This window comes from Cytobacillus sp. FSL K6-0129 (assembly GCF_038007625.1).
In the GTDB taxonomy this organism is placed as follows: domain Bacteria; phylum Bacillota; class Bacilli; order Bacillales; family Cytobacillaceae; genus Cytobacillus; species Cytobacillus kochii.
In genome coordinates this window covers 1,404,225-1,420,740 of sequence record NZ_JBBOXM010000001.1, presented here as the reverse complement: position 1 = coordinate 1,420,740, position 16,516 = coordinate 1,404,225, and the positions used below count along the sequence as shown (strand labels likewise).

At 36.8% G+C, this 16,516-nt stretch carries 19 protein-coding genes; all 19 read left to right on the top strand.

Annotated features, from left to right (window positions below; all coding sequences use genetic code 11):
• Positions 1-21 precede the first annotated feature (21 nt).
• The gene (gene spoIIIAA / locus MHI57_RS06875) at positions 22-945 is read left to right on the top strand and encodes a stage III sporulation protein AA (RefSeq protein ID WP_340975458.1); all 924 of its coding nucleotides are present in this window, start codon (positions 22-24) and stop codon (positions 943-945) included.
• Positions 942-1,457 carry a stage III sporulation protein SpoIIIAB gene (gene spoIIIAB / locus MHI57_RS06870; RefSeq protein ID WP_224936007.1) on the top strand — a complete coding sequence of 172 codons (516 nt, stop codon included), beginning with the start codon at positions 942-944 and terminating at the stop codon, positions 1,455-1,457. Before spoIIIAA ends, spoIIIAB begins: the two co-directional genes overlap by 4 nt.
• A gap of 38 nt (positions 1,458-1,495) precedes the next feature.
• Positions 1,496-1,699, top strand: a complete 204-nt coding sequence (gene spoIIIAC / locus MHI57_RS06865) for a stage III sporulation protein AC (protein ID WP_095372604.1) — start codon at positions 1,496-1,498, stop codon at positions 1,697-1,699.
• Between the two features lie 17 nt (positions 1,700-1,716).
• Positions 1,717-2,106, top strand: a complete 390-nt coding sequence (gene spoIIIAD / locus MHI57_RS06860; RefSeq protein ID WP_095372605.1) for a stage III sporulation protein AD — start codon at positions 1,717-1,719, stop codon at positions 2,104-2,106.
• A 101-nt stretch (positions 2,107-2,207) separates the two neighbouring features.
• Complete coding sequence (gene spoIIIAE / locus MHI57_RS06855) at positions 2,208-3,434, top strand: stage III sporulation protein AE (protein WP_095372606.1); 1,227 nt, start codon at positions 2,208-2,210, stop codon at positions 3,432-3,434.
• A gap of 12 nt (positions 3,435-3,446) precedes the next feature.
• Positions 3,447-4,085, top strand: coding sequence for a stage III sporulation protein AF (gene spoIIIAF / locus MHI57_RS06850; RefSeq protein WP_095372607.1), 639 nt, complete (start codon positions 3,447-3,449; stop codon positions 4,083-4,085).
• Positions 4,078-4,728, top strand: a complete 651-nt coding sequence (spoIIIAG, locus tag MHI57_RS06845) for a stage III sporulation protein AG (RefSeq protein ID WP_340975454.1) — start codon at positions 4,078-4,080, stop codon at positions 4,726-4,728. The genes spoIIIAF and spoIIIAG overlap by 8 nt, the downstream gene beginning before the upstream one ends.
• A 20-nt stretch (positions 4,729-4,748) precedes the next feature.
• Complete coding sequence (locus tag MHI57_RS06840; protein WP_095372609.1) at positions 4,749-5,270, top strand: SpoIIIAH-like family protein; 522 nt, start codon at positions 4,749-4,751, stop codon at positions 5,268-5,270.
• Between the two features lie 401 nt (positions 5,271-5,671).
• Positions 5,672-6,178 (top strand): acetyl-CoA carboxylase biotin carboxyl carrier protein, encoded by a 507-nt coding sequence (gene accB, locus MHI57_RS06835; RefSeq protein WP_095372610.1) that lies wholly within the window; start codon positions 5,672-5,674, stop codon positions 6,176-6,178.
• 15 nt (positions 6,179-6,193) lie between these two features.
• Complete coding sequence (accC, locus tag MHI57_RS06830; protein WP_095372611.1) at positions 6,194-7,549, top strand: acetyl-CoA carboxylase biotin carboxylase subunit; 1,356 nt, start codon at positions 6,194-6,196, stop codon at positions 7,547-7,549.
• 17 nt (positions 7,550-7,566) lie between these two features.
• A complete protein-coding gene (locus MHI57_RS06825; RefSeq protein ID WP_095372612.1) occupies positions 7,567-7,974 on the top strand; it encodes an Asp23/Gls24 family envelope stress response protein in 408 nt (135 codons plus the stop codon).
• 306 nt (positions 7,975-8,280) lie between these two features.
• Positions 8,281-8,679: a transcription antitermination factor NusB gene (gene nusB, locus MHI57_RS06820; RefSeq protein WP_340975446.1), complete on the top strand. Its 399-nt coding sequence runs from the start codon at positions 8,281-8,283 to the stop codon at positions 8,677-8,679.
• A 91-nt stretch (positions 8,680-8,770) separates the two neighbouring features.
• A complete protein-coding gene (gene xseA / locus MHI57_RS06815) occupies positions 8,771-10,126 on the top strand; it encodes an exodeoxyribonuclease VII large subunit (protein WP_307312936.1) in 1,356 nt (451 codons plus the stop codon).
• Positions 10,126-10,359 carry an exodeoxyribonuclease VII small subunit gene (locus MHI57_RS06810; RefSeq protein ID WP_095372615.1) on the top strand — a complete coding sequence of 78 codons (234 nt, stop codon included), beginning with the start codon at positions 10,126-10,128 and terminating at the stop codon, positions 10,357-10,359. Before xseA ends, MHI57_RS06810 begins: the two co-directional genes overlap by 1 nt.
• Positions 10,360-10,364: 5 nt before the next feature.
• Positions 10,365-11,255, top strand: coding sequence for a polyprenyl synthetase family protein (locus MHI57_RS06805; protein ID WP_095372616.1), 891 nt, complete (start codon positions 10,365-10,367; stop codon positions 11,253-11,255).
• A gap of 118 nt (positions 11,256-11,373) precedes the next feature.
• On the top strand, positions 11,374-13,266 hold the full coding sequence (gene dxs, locus MHI57_RS06800) for a 1-deoxy-D-xylulose-5-phosphate synthase (RefSeq protein WP_340975443.1): 1,893 nt from the start codon (positions 11,374-11,376) through the stop codon (positions 13,264-13,266).
• Positions 13,267-13,270: 4 nt separating this feature from the next.
• Positions 13,271-14,107, top strand: a complete 837-nt coding sequence (locus MHI57_RS06795) for a TlyA family RNA methyltransferase (protein ID WP_307313730.1) — start codon at positions 13,271-13,273, stop codon at positions 14,105-14,107.
• A gap of 244 nt (positions 14,108-14,351) precedes the next feature.
• Positions 14,352-14,801 carry a transcriptional regulator AhrC/ArgR gene (ahrC, locus tag MHI57_RS06790; RefSeq protein WP_095372619.1) on the top strand — a complete coding sequence of 150 codons (450 nt, stop codon included), beginning with the start codon at positions 14,352-14,354 and terminating at the stop codon, positions 14,799-14,801.
• 17 nt (positions 14,802-14,818) lie between these two features.
• Positions 14,819-16,507 carry a DNA repair protein RecN gene (gene recN, locus MHI57_RS06785; RefSeq protein WP_340975440.1) on the top strand — a complete coding sequence of 563 codons (1,689 nt, stop codon included), beginning with the start codon at positions 14,819-14,821 and terminating at the stop codon, positions 16,505-16,507.
• The last annotated feature ends 9 nt before the right edge of the window (positions 16,508-16,516 follow it).

The window sequence follows — 16,516 nt, the reverse complement described above, 5'->3', positions numbered from 1 at the left end:
AGGAAAGGGAGGACTTTCGAGGTGGAAACAATTCTAGCATTTTTACCACGTTCAATCTCACAACAGTTACGGCAATTACCAACTCGTCAGTTAGCAGAAATAGAGGAAATTAGGATTAGGACTCATCGCCCGATTGAAGTTGTTACACATGGTAACTATGTTTTGTTACCTTATCAAGCAACGGAAGAGGATGCGATTCATTTATTAGATAAGATGAGTCACTTCTCTATTTATACTTTGGAAGAAGAGTTACGTAGAGGTTATATCACGATAGAGGGCGGTCACCGGGTCGGACTAGCAGGTAAAGTTATTTTAGAAGGCGGACAAGTAAAAGTGATTAGAGATGTCGCTTCTTTTAACATTCGTATTGCTAAAGAAAAAATCGGGATTGCCGAAACTATTGCTCACCATATTTATCAGAATGGTTGGATGCATACAGTTATTATCGGCCCTCCACAAACTGGAAAGACAACTTTGCTTAGAGATTTAGCGAGAATGGTCTCTAGTGAAAATAAATACACAACTGCTAAAAAAGTAGGCATCGTCGATGAAAGATCAGAAATAGCTGGAAGTATTCATGGTATACCACAAATGAGGTTTGGTCCGCGTGTTGATGTGTTAGATGCGTGCCCAAAAGCTGAAGGTATGATGATGATGATTCGCTCGATGAGCCCAGATGTCCTTGTGGTCGATGAATTGGGTAGCAAAGCAGATGTAGAAGCCGTATTAGAAGCAGTTAATGCTGGTATAAAGTTAATTACTACTACCCACGGCTTCTCGTATGAAGATATAAAAAAACGTCCGTTAATGGCACCTTTACTTGAATTAGATATATTTGAACGTTTTGTTGAACTTAATAGGCGTGCAGGACCGGGGAATATACAAGCTGTCAAAGATGGTAATGGTATGCGGTTACATGGAAGGCAAGAGGTATTAGGACCATGATTAAAATAGTGGGAGCAATACTAATCATCGTAGCTACTACTCTCGTAGGATTTGAGATATCAAAACGATTAAGTGAAAGGCCGCGTCAACTAAGGCAGCTAAAGAGTGCCTTGCAATCATTGGAAGCGGAAATCATGTATGGCCACACTCCATTACATGAGGCATCACGACGGCTCGCTTCTCAGTTAAGTCACCCAGTTTCGTTATTCTTTGCTGATTTTGCTTCTCGGCTAACAGAAACTGAAACGACAGTGATGAGGGCTTGGGAGAATAGCTTGAATCACATTTGGAAGAAAACGGCTCTGAAAAACAGTGAATTTGAAATCATGAAACAATTCGGAGAGACATTAGGGCGACATGATCGCATCTCCCAACAAAAGCAAATTTTGCTGACATTAGCCCATCTTGAACGTGAAGAAGTAGATGCGCATGAGAAACAGGCAAAATACGAAAGAATGGCGAAAAGCCTCGGGTTTTTATCAGGACTTCTGCTAATTATTTTATTAATGTAGAGAAAATTTCTCATGTTTGAGTGTAGGAGGAGAAAATAATGGGATTAGATGTCGAGATTATTTTTAAAATTGCCGGTGTTGGGATAGTCGTCGCTTTTTTACACACGATTCTTGACCAAGTGGGAAAGAAAGAATATGCCCAATGGGTCACTTTGTTTGGATTTATCTATATTTTATTCCTGGTTGCATCAGTGGTAGATAACCTCTTTCAAAAAATCAAATCAGTATTCTTATTTCAATAAGAAGGGAGAGGTATGCCATTGATATTCTTAAAATAGTAGGAATTGCTTTAATAGCTACATTCTTGGCACTAATTATTAAAGAACAAAAACCTAACTTTGCTTTTCTTTTAGTTGTTTTTGTTGGTTGTACGATTTTTTTATATCTTGTCGATCAGATATATATGATTATTCATATGATAGAGCGCATTGCTGTTAATGCCAATATTAATATGGTGTATTTGGAGACCATACTGAAAATAGTGGGTATAGCCTATATTGCAGAATTTGCCTCGCAAATTACGAAAGATGCTGGTCAAGGTGCAATTGCTGCAAAGATTGAGATGGCAGGGAAGATTTTTATCTTAGCAATGGCTATCCCGATATTAACGGTTTTGATTGAAACAATTATTCAAATGATCCCAAGTTAATCAGTGTAAAGAGAAAAAGAAGGAGCCACCCATGCGGTGTGAATAGAAAATGACAACATCATAAGAGAGTAGCACCTTCCCTATATAAAGAGGTGTAAAAGATGAAGCACTATTTATTGAAAACATTGCTGTTTAGTATGTTGTTTATTTTCATGACAAGCCACATTGTACATGCCTCAGATGAAGAGGCAGATAAGCCAGATGAATACCGAACTGAAGAAGCTCAAGAAGTTTTTAATCCGGAAGATATTGTAGAGTCACAAATAGATACACTCCATTTGGATGAATTAAAGGGATTCTGGGAAGATATCACCAATGAATATGGAGGTTTTTTGCCGGAAAGTCAAAAGGGCAGCATTTACGATTTTATAAAAGGTGAAAAAGAGTTTTCGTTTGATCAATGGGCATTAGGCATACTTAAATTCGTTTTTCATGAATTTGTTGTAAATGGAAAACTTTTAGGAACCTTAATCTTACTAGCTGTATTTAGCATGTTTCTGCAATCATTGCAAAATGCTTTCGAATCCGGAACAGTAAGTAAAGTCGCTTATGCGATTGTTTTGATGGTATTGGTTATTTTAGCATTGAATAGCTTCCATATCGCGATGGAGTATGCAAGTGATACTGTCCATAAGATGACTTCATTCATTCTAGCGCTCATTCCTTTGCTGCTAGCATTAATTGCCTCCTCAGGTGGACTCATCTCAGCAGCCTTTTTTCATCCAGTTATTCTCTTCTTAATGAATACGAGTGGTGTGTTAATTCAATATGTTGTGTTTCCTTTGCTTTTTTTATCCACGCTACTGCATATCGTCAGTACTTTGTCAGATCAATATAAGGTTACACAATTGGGGAACCTCTTGAGGAATTGGAGTGTGGGCTTACTCGGTATTTTCCTTACTGTGTTTTTGGCTGTGATATCAATCCAAGGAGTTTCTACAGCCATTACAGATGGTGTCACACTAAAAACAGCGAAGTATGTAACAAGTAATTTTATCCCTGTAATCGGGCGAATGTTCACAGACGCAACGGATACGGTAGTGACAGCATCTGTATTATTGAAAAACACTGTCGGAATTGCTGGTGTCGCCATTTTGATGATTATAGTAGCTTTTCCTGCAATCAAAATATTAATGATTGCGTTTATATATAAATTTGCAGCAGCTGTTCTTCAACCTTTAGGCGGAGGGCCGATTATTAAATGTTTAGATATTATCAGTAAAAGTGTCATGTATGTATTTGCAGCATTAGCCATTGTGTCTCTTATGTTTTTTCTTAGTATTACTGTCGTGATCGTAGCTGGAAATCTCACGATGATGGTGAGATAGGGAGGGTCGCTAATGGAATTTTTAAAAGAATGGATTACAACAATTATCATATTTATTTTGCTAGCAACGGTTATTGATATGATTCTTCCAAGTTCAAAGCTACAGAAATACACAAAAATGGTTACGGGCTTATTATTAATAGCGATTATTTTAACTCCTATATTTAAATTTGTTTCTAGTGATTTCGAACAAACGATTATGTCGTTACCATCAATTGAGTCTACTTCTTCAAAAGAAGAAATAGAAAATTCAATAGAAATGCAAAAAAAAGAAATACAAGCCTCCTCTCGTGCATATGCTTTAGAAAACGTAGAAAAAGCCATGAAAGCATCGGCGAATGAGGAGTTGGTAGAAAAGTACGGTTTAGAAATTACAAAGATAGAAATGATTGAAGACGATAGGTCCGAGCTTGAGTTCCCTCAAAACCTTCAAAAGGTCTATGTGCAAGTACAACCAGTAGAAGAAGGGGAACAAGAAGCAGTTGAAGTTGTCCAAAATGTAGAAGTAGACACAGGAAAGCCGATTGAATCAGAAGCAACAACTACTGTCCCAGGTGATATTACTTCTCTTCTGTCTACTAATTGGGAAATCGATGAAAAAGTGATGGAAGTATTTTTAGAAGAAGGGGGGATGGCGAAAAACGATGGGTAAAAAAGGACCAATTACATTACTGAAAGAATGGTTATCAAAAGAAAAAGATGGCGAAAAAAAACCCGGTAAAGTTCAATACTTGATGATCGTTCTCTTATTTGGTGCCGCTATTATGCTAATTAGTAATATATTTTTTAATAATGACACGTCTGATGAAGTCTCTGTCTTTAACTCCGAGAGTGAGCAAACAGAGAAAGAGCAAGAAGTCTTTGGACAATCTAAACCACAATCAGCCAATTCAATTGCTGATTATGAAAAGGCATATGAAGCACAGATTAAAGAAGCGCTTGACACAATAGTTGGAGTGGATGATGTCTCTATTGTTGTAAATGTTGATTCCACAGAGAAAAAAGTATTAGAAAAAAATACAACGAATCAAGGACAAATTACTGATGAGACGGATAGAGAAGGTGGCAAAAGGGTGGTGGAAGATCAATCGAAAGAAGAACAGGTTGTCATCATCCGTGAAGGAGAAAAAGAAGTTCCAATTGTAATAGAAACAAAAAAGCCTAATATAAGAGGCGTTCTCATAGTAGCAAAAGGTGCTGATAATATCCAAGTGAAAACATGGATTGTGGAAGCTGTCTCACGTGTACTAGATGTACCTGCACATAAAGTTTCTGTTTTACCTAAGAAAAAATAATGTTTAAGGGGGATTTAATGATGTTATTAAAAAAGCAAACGGTATGGTTATTAACTATGTTGAGTTTAGTCGTTGTTCTGTCAATTTATTACTTAACTTCTCCAGATGGACAAATGAATCTTGCGGGAAATGACCAAGAAGAAAATGAAAATGCAGAAACCGGTGGTGCGGTAATTTCAGATGTAGCATCTGATGAAGAATTTGCCCAAGAGAGACTTGATCAAATGAACGAAAGAAGTATGGAAAAAGAAAGATTAACAGAAGTCGCAGCTTCGACAGAATTACCTGCAGAGGAAAGAAGTGAAGCGAAGGATCAACTTGATTCACTTAATGAGTTAGCTGCTAAGGAAGAAATGTTAGAGAACTTGATAAAATCAATGAACTACGAAGATGTTCTTGTGAAAGCTGATGGTGCCAATGTAAAAGTGGTTGTTAAGGCGGAAGAACAATCAAAAGCTGAAGCAAACAAGATTATTAGAGAAGTAATGAATGAGTTAGGCACACAAGCTTTGGTAGCAGTAGAATTTCAAGTAAGTAAGTAGTATGAAAACTGAGCGATGAATACAGTCGCTCAGTTTTTTGCATTTATTTATAGGGGAATGATAAAATAATTACAATAGTTAGATAATAGTTTTTGATAAGTGCATAATTTTTGTACGTGTTTGACTGATGAAATATTTTACATAGTTAAATAATCCGAGCCTAGCAAAAATGAAGAACTTCAACTTTCACTTGTTCTCTTAATAAATCAGAAGGAAAGAAAGGGATATAAGTGGTGTATTTAGAGGGAGATTTATTATTTGGATAATATTTACTATTAAAGTTAGTGTTGAACTTTCATTAGGTCTTAGCGTATGATTATAGTAGCTAGTCATAATTATTTTACATAACTAGTATTTCATCTATTAAAGTTGAAGCGTAAATGAAGAACAGGGGTGTAAGAATGCTAAAAGTCCAAGAAATTCGTGAATTGATTAAATTAGTTGATCAATCAAATATTGATGAATTTGTTTATGAACATGAAGGTACAAAAGTAGAAATGAAGAAAAATGTCACTGCTATTCAACCTGCAGCAGTACCAGTTGTTCAACCACAGGCACAGGCTGTAGTAGCGCCTCCTGAACAACCTCAGAAAACAGCAGCAGTCCAAATGGAAGTACAAAAAGTAGAACAAGTAAATGAAAAGAATGAAGATAAAGATACTTCAAATCTGCATCAAGTAGTTTCTCCTATGGTTGGAACTTTTTATCAGTCATCCTCACCAGATGCAGATGCATATGTAAAAGTTGGTTCTAAAATCACCAAAGATTCTATTCTGTGTATTGTTGAAGCAATGAAATTATTCAATGAAATCGAAGCAGAAGTAGATGGAGAAATTGTGGAAATTTTAGTTAAAGATGGTCAATTAGTTGAATACGGGCAACCATTATTTTTAGTGAAGCCTGAGTAAGGAGGGCTTTTGTCGATGATAAAAAAAGTATTAATCGCAAATAGAGGAGAAATCGCTGTACGTATTATTCGTGCATGTCGTGAAATGGGTATTGAAAGTGTAGCTGTCTATTCAGAAGGTGATAAAGAAGCTCTACATGTTCAGCTTGCTGATGAAGCTTATTGTATTGGTCCAGTTTCTTCAAAGGATAGTTACTTAAACTTCACTAGTATCATTAGTGTGGCGAAGTTAACAGATTGCGATGCGATCCATCCAGGTTACGGTTTTCTAGCAGAGAACAGTGACTTTGCAGAATTATGTCGCGAGTGTCATATTACATTCATTGGGCCAACTCCAGAAGCGATTGCCAAGATGGGTACGAAAGATATTGCTCGTGAAACGATGAAGGAAGCAGGCGTACCAATCGTACCTGGTTCAAATGGAATTATTGAAGACATTAGTGAAGCGCTTGAATTGGTGCAAAAAATAGACTATCCTGTTATTATAAAGGCAACTGCTGGCGGTGGCGGTAAAGGAATTCGCGTCGCACGTAATGAAGAAGAGTTAACGAAAGGAATCAACATTACACAGCAGGAAGCATTAACAGCTTTTGGTAATGCAGGTGTATACATTGAAAAATACATTGAAGATTTTAGACATGTAGAAATTCAAGTACTAGCAGATACTTATGGAAATACGATTCACCTTGGAGAGAGAGATTGTTCCATTCAGAGAAGATTGCAAAAACTACTTGAAGAAACGCCTTCTCCAGCCTTAGATGGTGAAACACGTGAAGAAATGGGGAAAGCTGCAGTAAAAGCTGCAGAAGCAGTAAATTATACCGGTGCAGGTACAATCGAGTTTATTTATGATTATCATAACCGTAAGTTTTATTTCATGGAAATGAATACACGTATTCAAGTGGAACATCCAGTAACAGAAATGGTAACAGGCGTTGACTTGATTAAAGAGCAAATTAAAGTTGCTTCTGGTGAACGTTTAGGTATGACCCAACAGGATGTTACTTATAGTGGATGGGCGATGGAATGTCGAATAAATGCAGAGAACCCGGCGAAAAACTTTATGCCATCAGCAGGGAAAATTTCGATGTACCTTCCACCAGGTGGTTTAGGTGTTCGTGTTGATTCTGCTGCATATCCTGGATATACGATTCCTCCGTATTATGATTCAATGATTGCAAAAGTGATTACTTATGGTGATACGAGGGAGGAAACAATTGCTAGAATGAAACGAGCACTAAGTGAATTCGTTATTGAAGGTGTTCATACTACAATCCCGTTCCACTTAAGACTTCTTGAGAATGAGAATTTTGTTGCAGGGGAGTTTAATACGAAATTCCTGGAATTGAATGACGTTATGAAATCTGAATAAGAATTGGAGGTTTCAAAATGAGCGATCAAAATATTCTAGAAATGAACCAAGAGGAAACAGGGTTAGGTAAGGTGGAAATTGCACCTGAAGTAATTGAAGTAATTGCAGGAATTGCGGCATCTGAAGTGGAAGGTGTTGCACAAATGCGCGGCAACTTCGCATCAGGTGTAGTTGAAAAATTAGGCAAGAAAAACCATGGAAAAGGTGTAAAAGTCGAATTAGCTGAAGAAGGCATTAAAGTGGATGTCTACTGTTTAATGAAATTTGGCGTATCTATTCCAACTGTTGCACAAAGTATTCAAGATAATATTCGTCAAGCTCTATTAAATATGACAGCGCTTGAAACGAAAGAAATTAATATTCATGTAGTTGGTATTCTTTTTGAAAGCCAAAAACAAGAAGATGAATACGAACAAGAAATATAAAAAGACAAAAAAAGCGACTAGAGACATCGGTGTCTTTAGTCGTCTTTTTTTTGTATTGATATATCCGCTTCATGACTTAAAGGTTTGTTTCAACAAATTTTAGATAAGTCTATTCATATTAATAACTATGTTCTCATTATTTAAAGTTCATCAGACTGTAAGTAAAAATAGAGGAAAAATTATTGACTACACTGTGCGAATCATAGTCAGTTATGCTATTATCTTCTTATGTGTTTTTTTATGTGTCGTTAAAGAAATCCACGAGGACATTTATATAATAGATTGAATGACAAAGGAGAAATAAGAATGAAAAGAAGAACAGCAAGAGAAAAAGCATTGCAAGCGCTATTTCAAATCGATTTAAGTGGAACGGAAATGAATGAGGCCATTCATCATGTGTTAGATGAACAGCGAGAGGATGCTTATTTAAACCATCTTGTCAGTGGTGTTCTTCAGCATAAAGCCCAGATTGATGAATTAATATCTAACAATCTGGAGAACTGGAAATTGGATCGTTTGGCAACCGTGGATCGCAATTTACTACGTCTTAGCACTTTTGAATTTGCTTTTAGCGAGGATGATATACCGGTTAATGTTGTTATTAATGAAGCCATTGAGATTGCAAAGATGTATGGAGACGACCAATCGCCAAAGTTTATAAATAGTGTATTATCAAAAATAAAAGAAAATTATAGTGAGAATTAAGAGCATCTATTTTATGCGATTACATCATTTGAATCCGCTGCTTAAACTTTCCTATTACAATTAATTCGTTGTAATAAAGAAGGAGATAAGAATGGAAGAAAAGAGATATTTAACAGTTTACGCATTAACAAAATATATAAAGCGGAAATTTGATAGAGATCCACATTTACAACAAGTAATGGTCAAAGGTGAAATCTCAAATTTCAAGCGCCATTCGAGTGGTCATATGTATTTTACATTAAAAGATGAGAAATCAAGAGTTCTTGCAGTGATGTTTTCAAGATACAATCAAACGATGAAATTTGTCCCTGAGAATGGGATGAATGTTCTTATTACCGGTGATTTGTCCTTATATGAAGCAAGTGGACAATATCAAATATATGTGAAAGAAATGACCCCTGATGGTATTGGTGACCTTTATCTAGCCTATGAACAGTTAAAACAGAAACTTGAAAAGGAAGGGTTGTTCTCAGAGAAATATAAGCAACCGATTCCTAAGTATCCGAAAGCGATCGGGCTGATTACTTCACCAACTGGTGCAGCAATCAGAGATATGATTACAACATTGAAACGCCGATATCCTGCTGTTCCTATTTATATTTACCCAGCACTTGTACAAGGAAAAGGGGCCGCACCTTCCATCACTCAACAAATCAATCGAGCGAATGAAAGGAAAGAGGTTGATGTGTTAATTGTTGGTAGAGGTGGAGGTTCAATTGAAGAGTTATGGGCATTTAATGAAGAAGAAGTGATTAGAGGGATATTTGCTTCATCTATCCCAATTATATCAGCGGTTGGTCACGAGACGGATTTTACGATTGCAGACTTTGTCGCAGATTTAAGGGCACCGACCCCGACCGGTGCTGCTGAGCTTTCAGTGCCTCATATAGATGACCTAAGTGAACGGATCCATAACCAACAAGCACGGATGATCCGAGCAACGAGGGAGAGGTTAACAAGGCAGTTTGAACGTCTTCATAGAGTGGAGAAATCTTATGCTTTTCGATACCCCCAAAAACTTTATGAGCAAAAATTAGAACAAGTTGATCGTACGAAAGAACAATTAATTAAAAGTACAATACGTTTATTAAAATATAAGCAGGAACAAGTCGATCAGCAACGAAAACGCTTGCTAAGAACACCACCACACTCATTAGCCATAGAAAGCAGAAAGCTATATATAGATATGAATAAACGGTTAAGGCGTTCCATGAATGTCATGAATGAGCGAAAGCAAAGGGAATTCTCACATCTTATATCAAAATTAGAGACGTTAAGTCCTTTAAAGATTATGGACCGTGGTTATAGTTTACTGTATTCGGAAAAAGAAGAACTCATCAAATCTATTCATCAAGTTAAACAAAATGACGAAATAAAAGTAAAGGTAAAAGATGGAACGATCTTAGCTGAAGTAAAGAATATAATCGATAATCGAGGTGAAAAGTAATGGCTAAAGAGAAAACACCTACTTTCGAAGAAGCAATGGAGCAGCTTGAGCAAATCGTAGAAAAGTTAGAGGAAGGGGATGTCCCTCTAGAAGAGGCTATTTCCATTTATAAAAATGGGATGGAACTTTCCAAGCTTTGTCACGATAAACTAAAAAATGTAGAAGAACAATTAACAGAAATGATTACTGATGATGGAAAAAAACAGCCGTTTGTTATACATGAGGAGGAGTAGGGAGAATGGGTGAGTCACTACAAGCTTTTTCACAACATCATAAAACACTACTGGAAGAGAAAATGGCATCCTTTGTAGAGAGATTAGAATCTCCAGCTGTGCTAAAAGAAGCAATGCAATATTCTTTATCGGCTGGAGGTAAACGCATCAGACCTTTATTGCTCTTCGCTACTTTAGCTGCTTATGGACAAGAAACAATTAAAGGGCTTAACAGTGCATGCGCACTTGAAATGGTGCACACATACTCTCTTATTCACGATGACCTTCCTAGTATGGATGATGATGATTTAAGAAGAGGAAAGCCGACAAACCATAAAGTGTATGGGGAAGCCAATGCAATCTTAGCAGGGGACGCGCTTTTAACTTTTAGCTTTCAATTAATTGCAGAAACGGATGAAGCATTTGCTTCTCCTGAAGCTAAATTAGCTTTAATTAAAGAATTTGCTCAATCAGCAGGAGCAGAAGGCATGGTTGGTGGCCAAGTTGCTGATATGTTGGGTGAAAAGAAAACACTTACACTTCCTGAATTAGAATACATTCATGTACATAAAACAGGAAAGTTACTAAGTTTTGGTGTCATGGCTGGTGCCATTTTAGCTGGTGCCTCAGATAAGGAAAAGCAGCTTTTACTTGAATTTTCCACACATTTAGGTCTAGCCTTCCAAATAAGAGATGACATTTTAGATTTAGAAGGTTCTGAGGAACTAATTGGTAAGCCGGTAGGTAGTGATGAAGTCAATGCGAAAAGTACTTATCCAAGCATATTAACAATGAATGGTGCAAAAGCAGCTCTTGATGAGCATACACAGTTAGCGAAAGAAAAATTAGCAAAAACAGGTTTGAATACTTATTACTTGGAAAAAATTACAGATATGCTAGCTGAAAGAAACCATTAAAAGGGATAACATTTGGCTTATTTTTATTTTTGCTGTAATCTAGTACTAATCATGAAAAGGAAATGAGAAGAAGTATACTCAATTTATGAATAAGTAATGAAAGTGAGTGATCCGTCTTATGGATCTGTTATCAATTAAAGACCCAAGCTTTTTAAAGAAGCTCTCTAATGAGGAATTAGAGAATCTAGCCTCGGAAATTAGACATTTTTTGATTGAAAAATTGTCAGTTACTGGTGGCCATATTGGGCCTAATCTAGGTGTTGTTGAATTGACCATTGCTCTGCATAAAGCGTTTGATAGCCCAACAGATAAAATTTTATGGGATGTTGGGCATCAGTCATATGTTCACAAAATCCTTACTGGTAGAGCTAGCCAATTCGATACGTTAAGAAAGTATAAAGGATTATGCGGGTTTCCTAAAATGATCGAAAGTCCTCATGATGTATGGGAAACCGGCCATAGCTCCACCTCTTTATCAGGTGCTATGGGAATGGTCATTGCAAGAGATATTAAAAAAGAAAATAGCCATGTGATACCAGTAATAGGGGACGGTGCCTTGACTGGTGGAATGGCATTAGAAGCGCTCAACCATATTGGTCACGAGCAGAAAAACATGATTGTTGTTTTGAATGATAATGAAATGTCAATCGCTCCTAATGTTGGCGCCCTTCATAATGTTTTAGGTCGTCTTAGAACTGCGGGGAAATACCAATGGGCAAAAGATGAGTTAGAAGCTTTTCTGAAAAAGATCCCAGCTGTCGGTGGTAAAATTGCTTCAACAGCTGAAAGATTAAAAGATAGCTTAAAGTATTTACTTGTTTCAGGCGTGTTTTTTGAGGAACTCGGCTTTACTTATCTTGGACCAATTGATGGTCATAATTATGAAGAATTATTTGAGAACATTAATTATGCCAAGAAAACAGAAGGTCCAGTTCTCTTACATGTAATTACGAAAAAAGGAAAGGGTTTTGAACCTGCAGAACGTGATACAGTTGGTACTTGGCATGGAACAGGCCCTTATAAAACGGAAACAGGTGACTTCCTGAAACCTGTTAATACTGCACCGGCATGGAGTAAGTTAGTTAGTGAAACAGTCAGAGAATTGGCAAGAGAAGATGAACGAATTGTTGCCATTACGCCTGCGATGCCTGTGGGATCTAAGTTAGAAGGTTTTGCAAGTGAATTTCCCGATCGCATGTTTGATGTAGGAATAGCGGAACAACATGCGGCTACAGTAGCGGCAGGTCTTGCTACACAAGGAATGAAGCCATTTTTAGCAATTTATTCGACATTTTTACAAAGAGCGTATGATCAAGTGGTCCACGATATTGCTAGGCAAAACCTAAATGTTTTTATTGGGATCGATCGTGCTGGGTTAGTAGGTGCTGATGGAGAAACGCACCAAGGTGTTTTCGATATTGCCTTTTTAAGACATTTACCAAATATGGTACTGATGATGCCAAAAGATGAAAATGAAGGTCGTCATATGACATATACCGCTATTCAATACAATGATGGTCCAATTGCAATGAGGTTTCCAAGAGGAAATGGACTTGGAGTTGAGATTGATGAGAAGATGACGGCACTTCCAATTGGTTCATGGGAAGTGTTAAAAGAAGGTAAAGACGCAGCTATTTTAACATTTGGAACAACCATTCCAATGGCTATGGAAGCGGCAGCTCTTCTTGAAGCGAAAGGCTATTCAGTAAAAGTTGTTAATGCCCGTTTTATTAAACCATTAGATGAGACAATGTTACATGATATTTTTAGTATGAACATGCCTATTTTGACAGTTGAAGAAGCCGTCTTACAAGGTGGATTTGGTAGCGCCGTGTTAGAATTTGCTCATGATCATCATTACCATCATGCGAAAGTGGATAGACTTGGTATCCCGGATCATTTTATTGAACATGGTAGTGTGGACAAACTCTTAGAAGAGATAAATTTAACATCTGAAGAAATTGTAAAGCGCATGAGTAGATTAGCTGAAAAAAAACAAAAGAGGGCATGAAGCGATAATGAGTAAAAAGGAACGAGTGGATGTTCTTCTTGTAGAACGAGGCTTGGCAGAAACAAGAGAGAAAGCAAAAAGAGCGGTAATGGCAGGCATCGTCTATAGTAATGAAATGAGGCTAGATAAACCTGGAGAAAAGGTAAAGAGTGATATTCCATTACAAATCAAAGGGAAAGCAATGCCCTACGTAAGTAGAGGTGGCTTAAAGCTCGAAAAAGCATTAGAGGTATTTGATTTAACCGTTGAAGATAAAATTCTATTAGATATTGGGGCATCAACAGGGGGCTTTACAGATTGTGCATTGCAAAATGGGGCACAAATGTCTTATGCCCTAGATGTTGGATATAATCAGTTAGCCTGGAAGCTAAGACAGGATGAACGTGTGGTTGTAATGGAGCGGACTAATTTTCGCTATGTTACACCTGCTGATTTAGTCGGTCAAATGCCAAATTTAGCTTCCATTGATGTCTCATTTATATCTTTACAACTAATTCTTCCTGTTTTGCGAACATTACTCGTACCTGGTAGCGACGTGATCGCATTAATCAAGCCTCAATTTGAAGCAGGAAGAGAACAAGTTGGGAAGAAGGGAATTGTTCGTGATTCGTCAGTACATGAACAAGTAATTGATAAAATTCTAACCTTCGCTCAAACGGAAGGATATCATATTAAAGGCTTATCCTATTCTCCGATTACAGGTGGAGATGGTAATATTGAATTCCTCGCTCATTTGCAGTGGCCACATGGTTCAGAGGAAGTGCATGCTACCAATGATTTTGATATCCAATCAGTAGTAGAAGAAGCCCACAAGCAATTAAAAGCAAAACTGAAAGAATGAACACAGACTAAAGTGAGCAGGCTAGGGGAGCATTTTCCAGCCTGTTCTTTTGTGTCAGGCATCATAACGGATATAAATGAGATTTGAAATTCTCTTATGAAACAATCTTTTTTACCAAAAAAACACAAATTATGCAGAATAAATTGTACAATATAGAGAAAATCAGCTAACATATGAATTAAAAGATAATAAGAATCGTGTTGCTGATTTCAGGCAGCGCTTTGTATTCATAGAGGTGAAAAGAATGAATAAAGGACAACGACATATTAAGATTAGGGATTTAATTACGAACAATGATATTGAAACCCAAGATGAACTAGTAGAAGAGTTAAGAAATGCTGGGTTTAACGTCACACAAGCAACGGTTTCAAGAGATATTAAAGAACTACATTTAGTGAAAGTTCCCCTTTTGGATGGAAGATATAAGTACAGTTTACCAGCTGATCAACGCTTTAACCCTTTACAAAAATTAAAGCGTAACTTAATGGATGCATTTGTTCGTCTAGATTCTGCCGGTCATTTACTTGTGATGAAAGTTTTGCCAGGGAATGCAATGGCGATTGGTGTATTGATGGATAACCTAGATTGGGATGAAATATTAGGAACAATTTGTGGCGACGATACTTGCTTAATTATCTGTCGAACACCTGAAGAAGCTGAAGTGATTTCCAAAAGATTTTTAGAAATGCTATAAGCTGGGGTGAAATGTCAGTGTTAAATGAAATATCAATTAGAAACTTTGCTATTATCGAATCAATCACAATTGCCTTTAATAAAGGTCTAACTGTGCTTTCAGGAGAAACAGGAGCAGGAAAATCAATTATTATTGACGCCGTTCACCTGCTTGTTGGTGGCAGGGGTTCTTCAGAGTATGTAAGACATGGTGAAGAGAAAGCTGAGATAGAGGGTTTATTCATATTAGATGATGAACAACATCCGTGTTACAAACGGGCGCAAGAATTTGGTATAGATATCGATGAAGGAATGTTGATTCTAAGACGAGATATATCTAAATCAGGTAAAAGTGTCTGTCGAATAAATGGAAAACTTGTAACCATTTCTATTCTTCGAGAAATTGGTAGTACTCTAATTGACATACATGGTCAACATGAACACCAAGAATTAATGAATGAAAGTTTGCATTTGCCTTTATTAGATCAATTTGGTGGTACCAAAATCGCTAAAAGCAGACAAGAATACGAAGAGGTCTATAGAGAATACGAGCAAACAATGAAAAGAATCAAGACATTAACAGAAAATGAACAGCAAATGGCTCATCGCCTGGATCTTATTCAATTTCAATATGAAGAAATAACAAACGCCAATTTAAAATTCAATGAAGATGATGCACTTTTAGAAGAGCGAAACCGCTTACTTAATTTTGAGAAGATGTATGAAGGCGTAAAAATTAGCTATAATGCTTTGCAAGGAGAACAAAAAGGGCTTGATTGGATTAGTTTAGCTATGAATCACCTTCAACAATCGGCAGAAGTTGATGAAGAGTTAGTTGAGTTGCAAGAAGTTGTTGCCAACAGTTTTTATCAATTAGAGGACACGGTAGCTATTTTAAGGAGTAAATTAGATTTTATGGAATTTGATCCTGTTCGATTGAATGAAATTGAAGAGCGATTAAATGAAATCAATATGCTCAAACGAAAATATGGACCATCAATAGAGGAAATATTGGAATATGTTGCAAAGATTGAGGAAGAAATTGAAACATTAACCAACAAAGAAACTCATATCGAACACTTGCTCAAGCAGGCTAAAGAATTACAAGCTGATTTACTTGTCGAAGGAAAGGAATTGAGTGAATTAAGAAGAAATGCTGCGGAACGATTAACAAAAATGATTCATCGTGAATTAAAAGCACTTTATATGGAAAAGACTGTATTTGAGGTCCATTTTATTACGGATAAAGAAAGCTTTCATAAAAAAGGTATTGATACAGTCGAATTTTACTTATCCACTAACCCAGGAGAACCGTTAAAACCATTATCAAAAATTGCATCAGGTGGTGAACTATCCCGAATTATGCTTGCTTTAAAGAGTATCTTTTCTAAACATCAAGGGGTAACATCTATTATTTTTGATGAAGTTGATACAGGGGTAAGTGGAAGAGTCGCACAAGCTATAGCCGAAAAAATTCATCAAGTAGCGATTGATTCGCAAGTTCTTTGCATTTCCCATTTGCCACAAGTAGCTGCAATGGCAGATACGCATTTATTTATTTCTAAAACACTCAAAGCTGGCCGTACAAAAACAACGGTAAAGCCGTTGGATGACGAGGAAAAGATTAAAGAAATTGGTCGTATGATCTCTGGTGTGGAAATGACTGAACTGACAAGGGAGCATGCGAAGGAATTACTGAGCCTTGCCAAAAATGTAAAAATACCATGAAAAGCTATC

What these genes read in the sequence shown, in the direction of transcription:
- nusB (WP_340975446.1), top strand. Translation starts at nt 8,281, where the DNA reads ATGAAAAGAAGAACAGCAAGAGAAAAAGCATTGCAAGCGCTATTTCAA.
- xseA (WP_307312936.1), top strand. Translation starts at nt 8,771, where the DNA reads ATGGAAGAAAAGAGATATTTAACAGTTTACGCATTAACAAAATATATA.
- MHI57_RS06810 (WP_095372615.1), top strand. Translation starts at nt 10,126, where the DNA reads ATGGCTAAAGAGAAAACACCTACTTTCGAAGAAGCAATGGAGCAGCTT.
- ahrC (WP_095372619.1), top strand. Translation starts at nt 14,352, where the DNA reads ATGAATAAAGGACAACGACATATTAAGATTAGGGATTTAATTACGAAC.
- spoIIIAE (WP_095372606.1), top strand. Translation starts at nt 2,208, where the DNA reads ATGAAGCACTATTTATTGAAAACATTGCTGTTTAGTATGTTGTTTATT.
- spoIIIAC (WP_095372604.1), top strand. Translation starts at nt 1,496, where the DNA reads ATGGGATTAGATGTCGAGATTATTTTTAAAATTGCCGGTGTTGGGATA.
- spoIIIAB (WP_224936007.1), top strand. Translation starts at nt 942, where the DNA reads ATGATTAAAATAGTGGGAGCAATACTAATCATCGTAGCTACTACTCTC.
- MHI57_RS06805 (WP_095372616.1), top strand. Translation starts at nt 10,365, where the DNA reads ATGGGTGAGTCACTACAAGCTTTTTCACAACATCATAAAACACTACTG.
- accB (WP_095372610.1), top strand. Translation starts at nt 5,672, where the DNA reads ATGCTAAAAGTCCAAGAAATTCGTGAATTGATTAAATTAGTTGATCAA.
- spoIIIAF (WP_095372607.1), top strand. Translation starts at nt 3,447, where the DNA reads ATGGAATTTTTAAAAGAATGGATTACAACAATTATCATATTTATTTTG.
- spoIIIAG (WP_340975454.1), top strand. Translation starts at nt 4,078, where the DNA reads ATGGGTAAAAAAGGACCAATTACATTACTGAAAGAATGGTTATCAAAA.
- MHI57_RS06825 (WP_095372612.1), top strand. Translation starts at nt 7,567, where the DNA reads ATGAGCGATCAAAATATTCTAGAAATGAACCAAGAGGAAACAGGGTTA.
- dxs (WP_340975443.1), top strand. Translation starts at nt 11,374, where the DNA reads ATGGATCTGTTATCAATTAAAGACCCAAGCTTTTTAAAGAAGCTCTCT.
- accC (WP_095372611.1), top strand. Translation starts at nt 6,194, where the DNA reads ATGATAAAAAAAGTATTAATCGCAAATAGAGGAGAAATCGCTGTACGT.
- MHI57_RS06840 (WP_095372609.1), top strand. Translation starts at nt 4,749, where the DNA reads ATGTTATTAAAAAAGCAAACGGTATGGTTATTAACTATGTTGAGTTTA.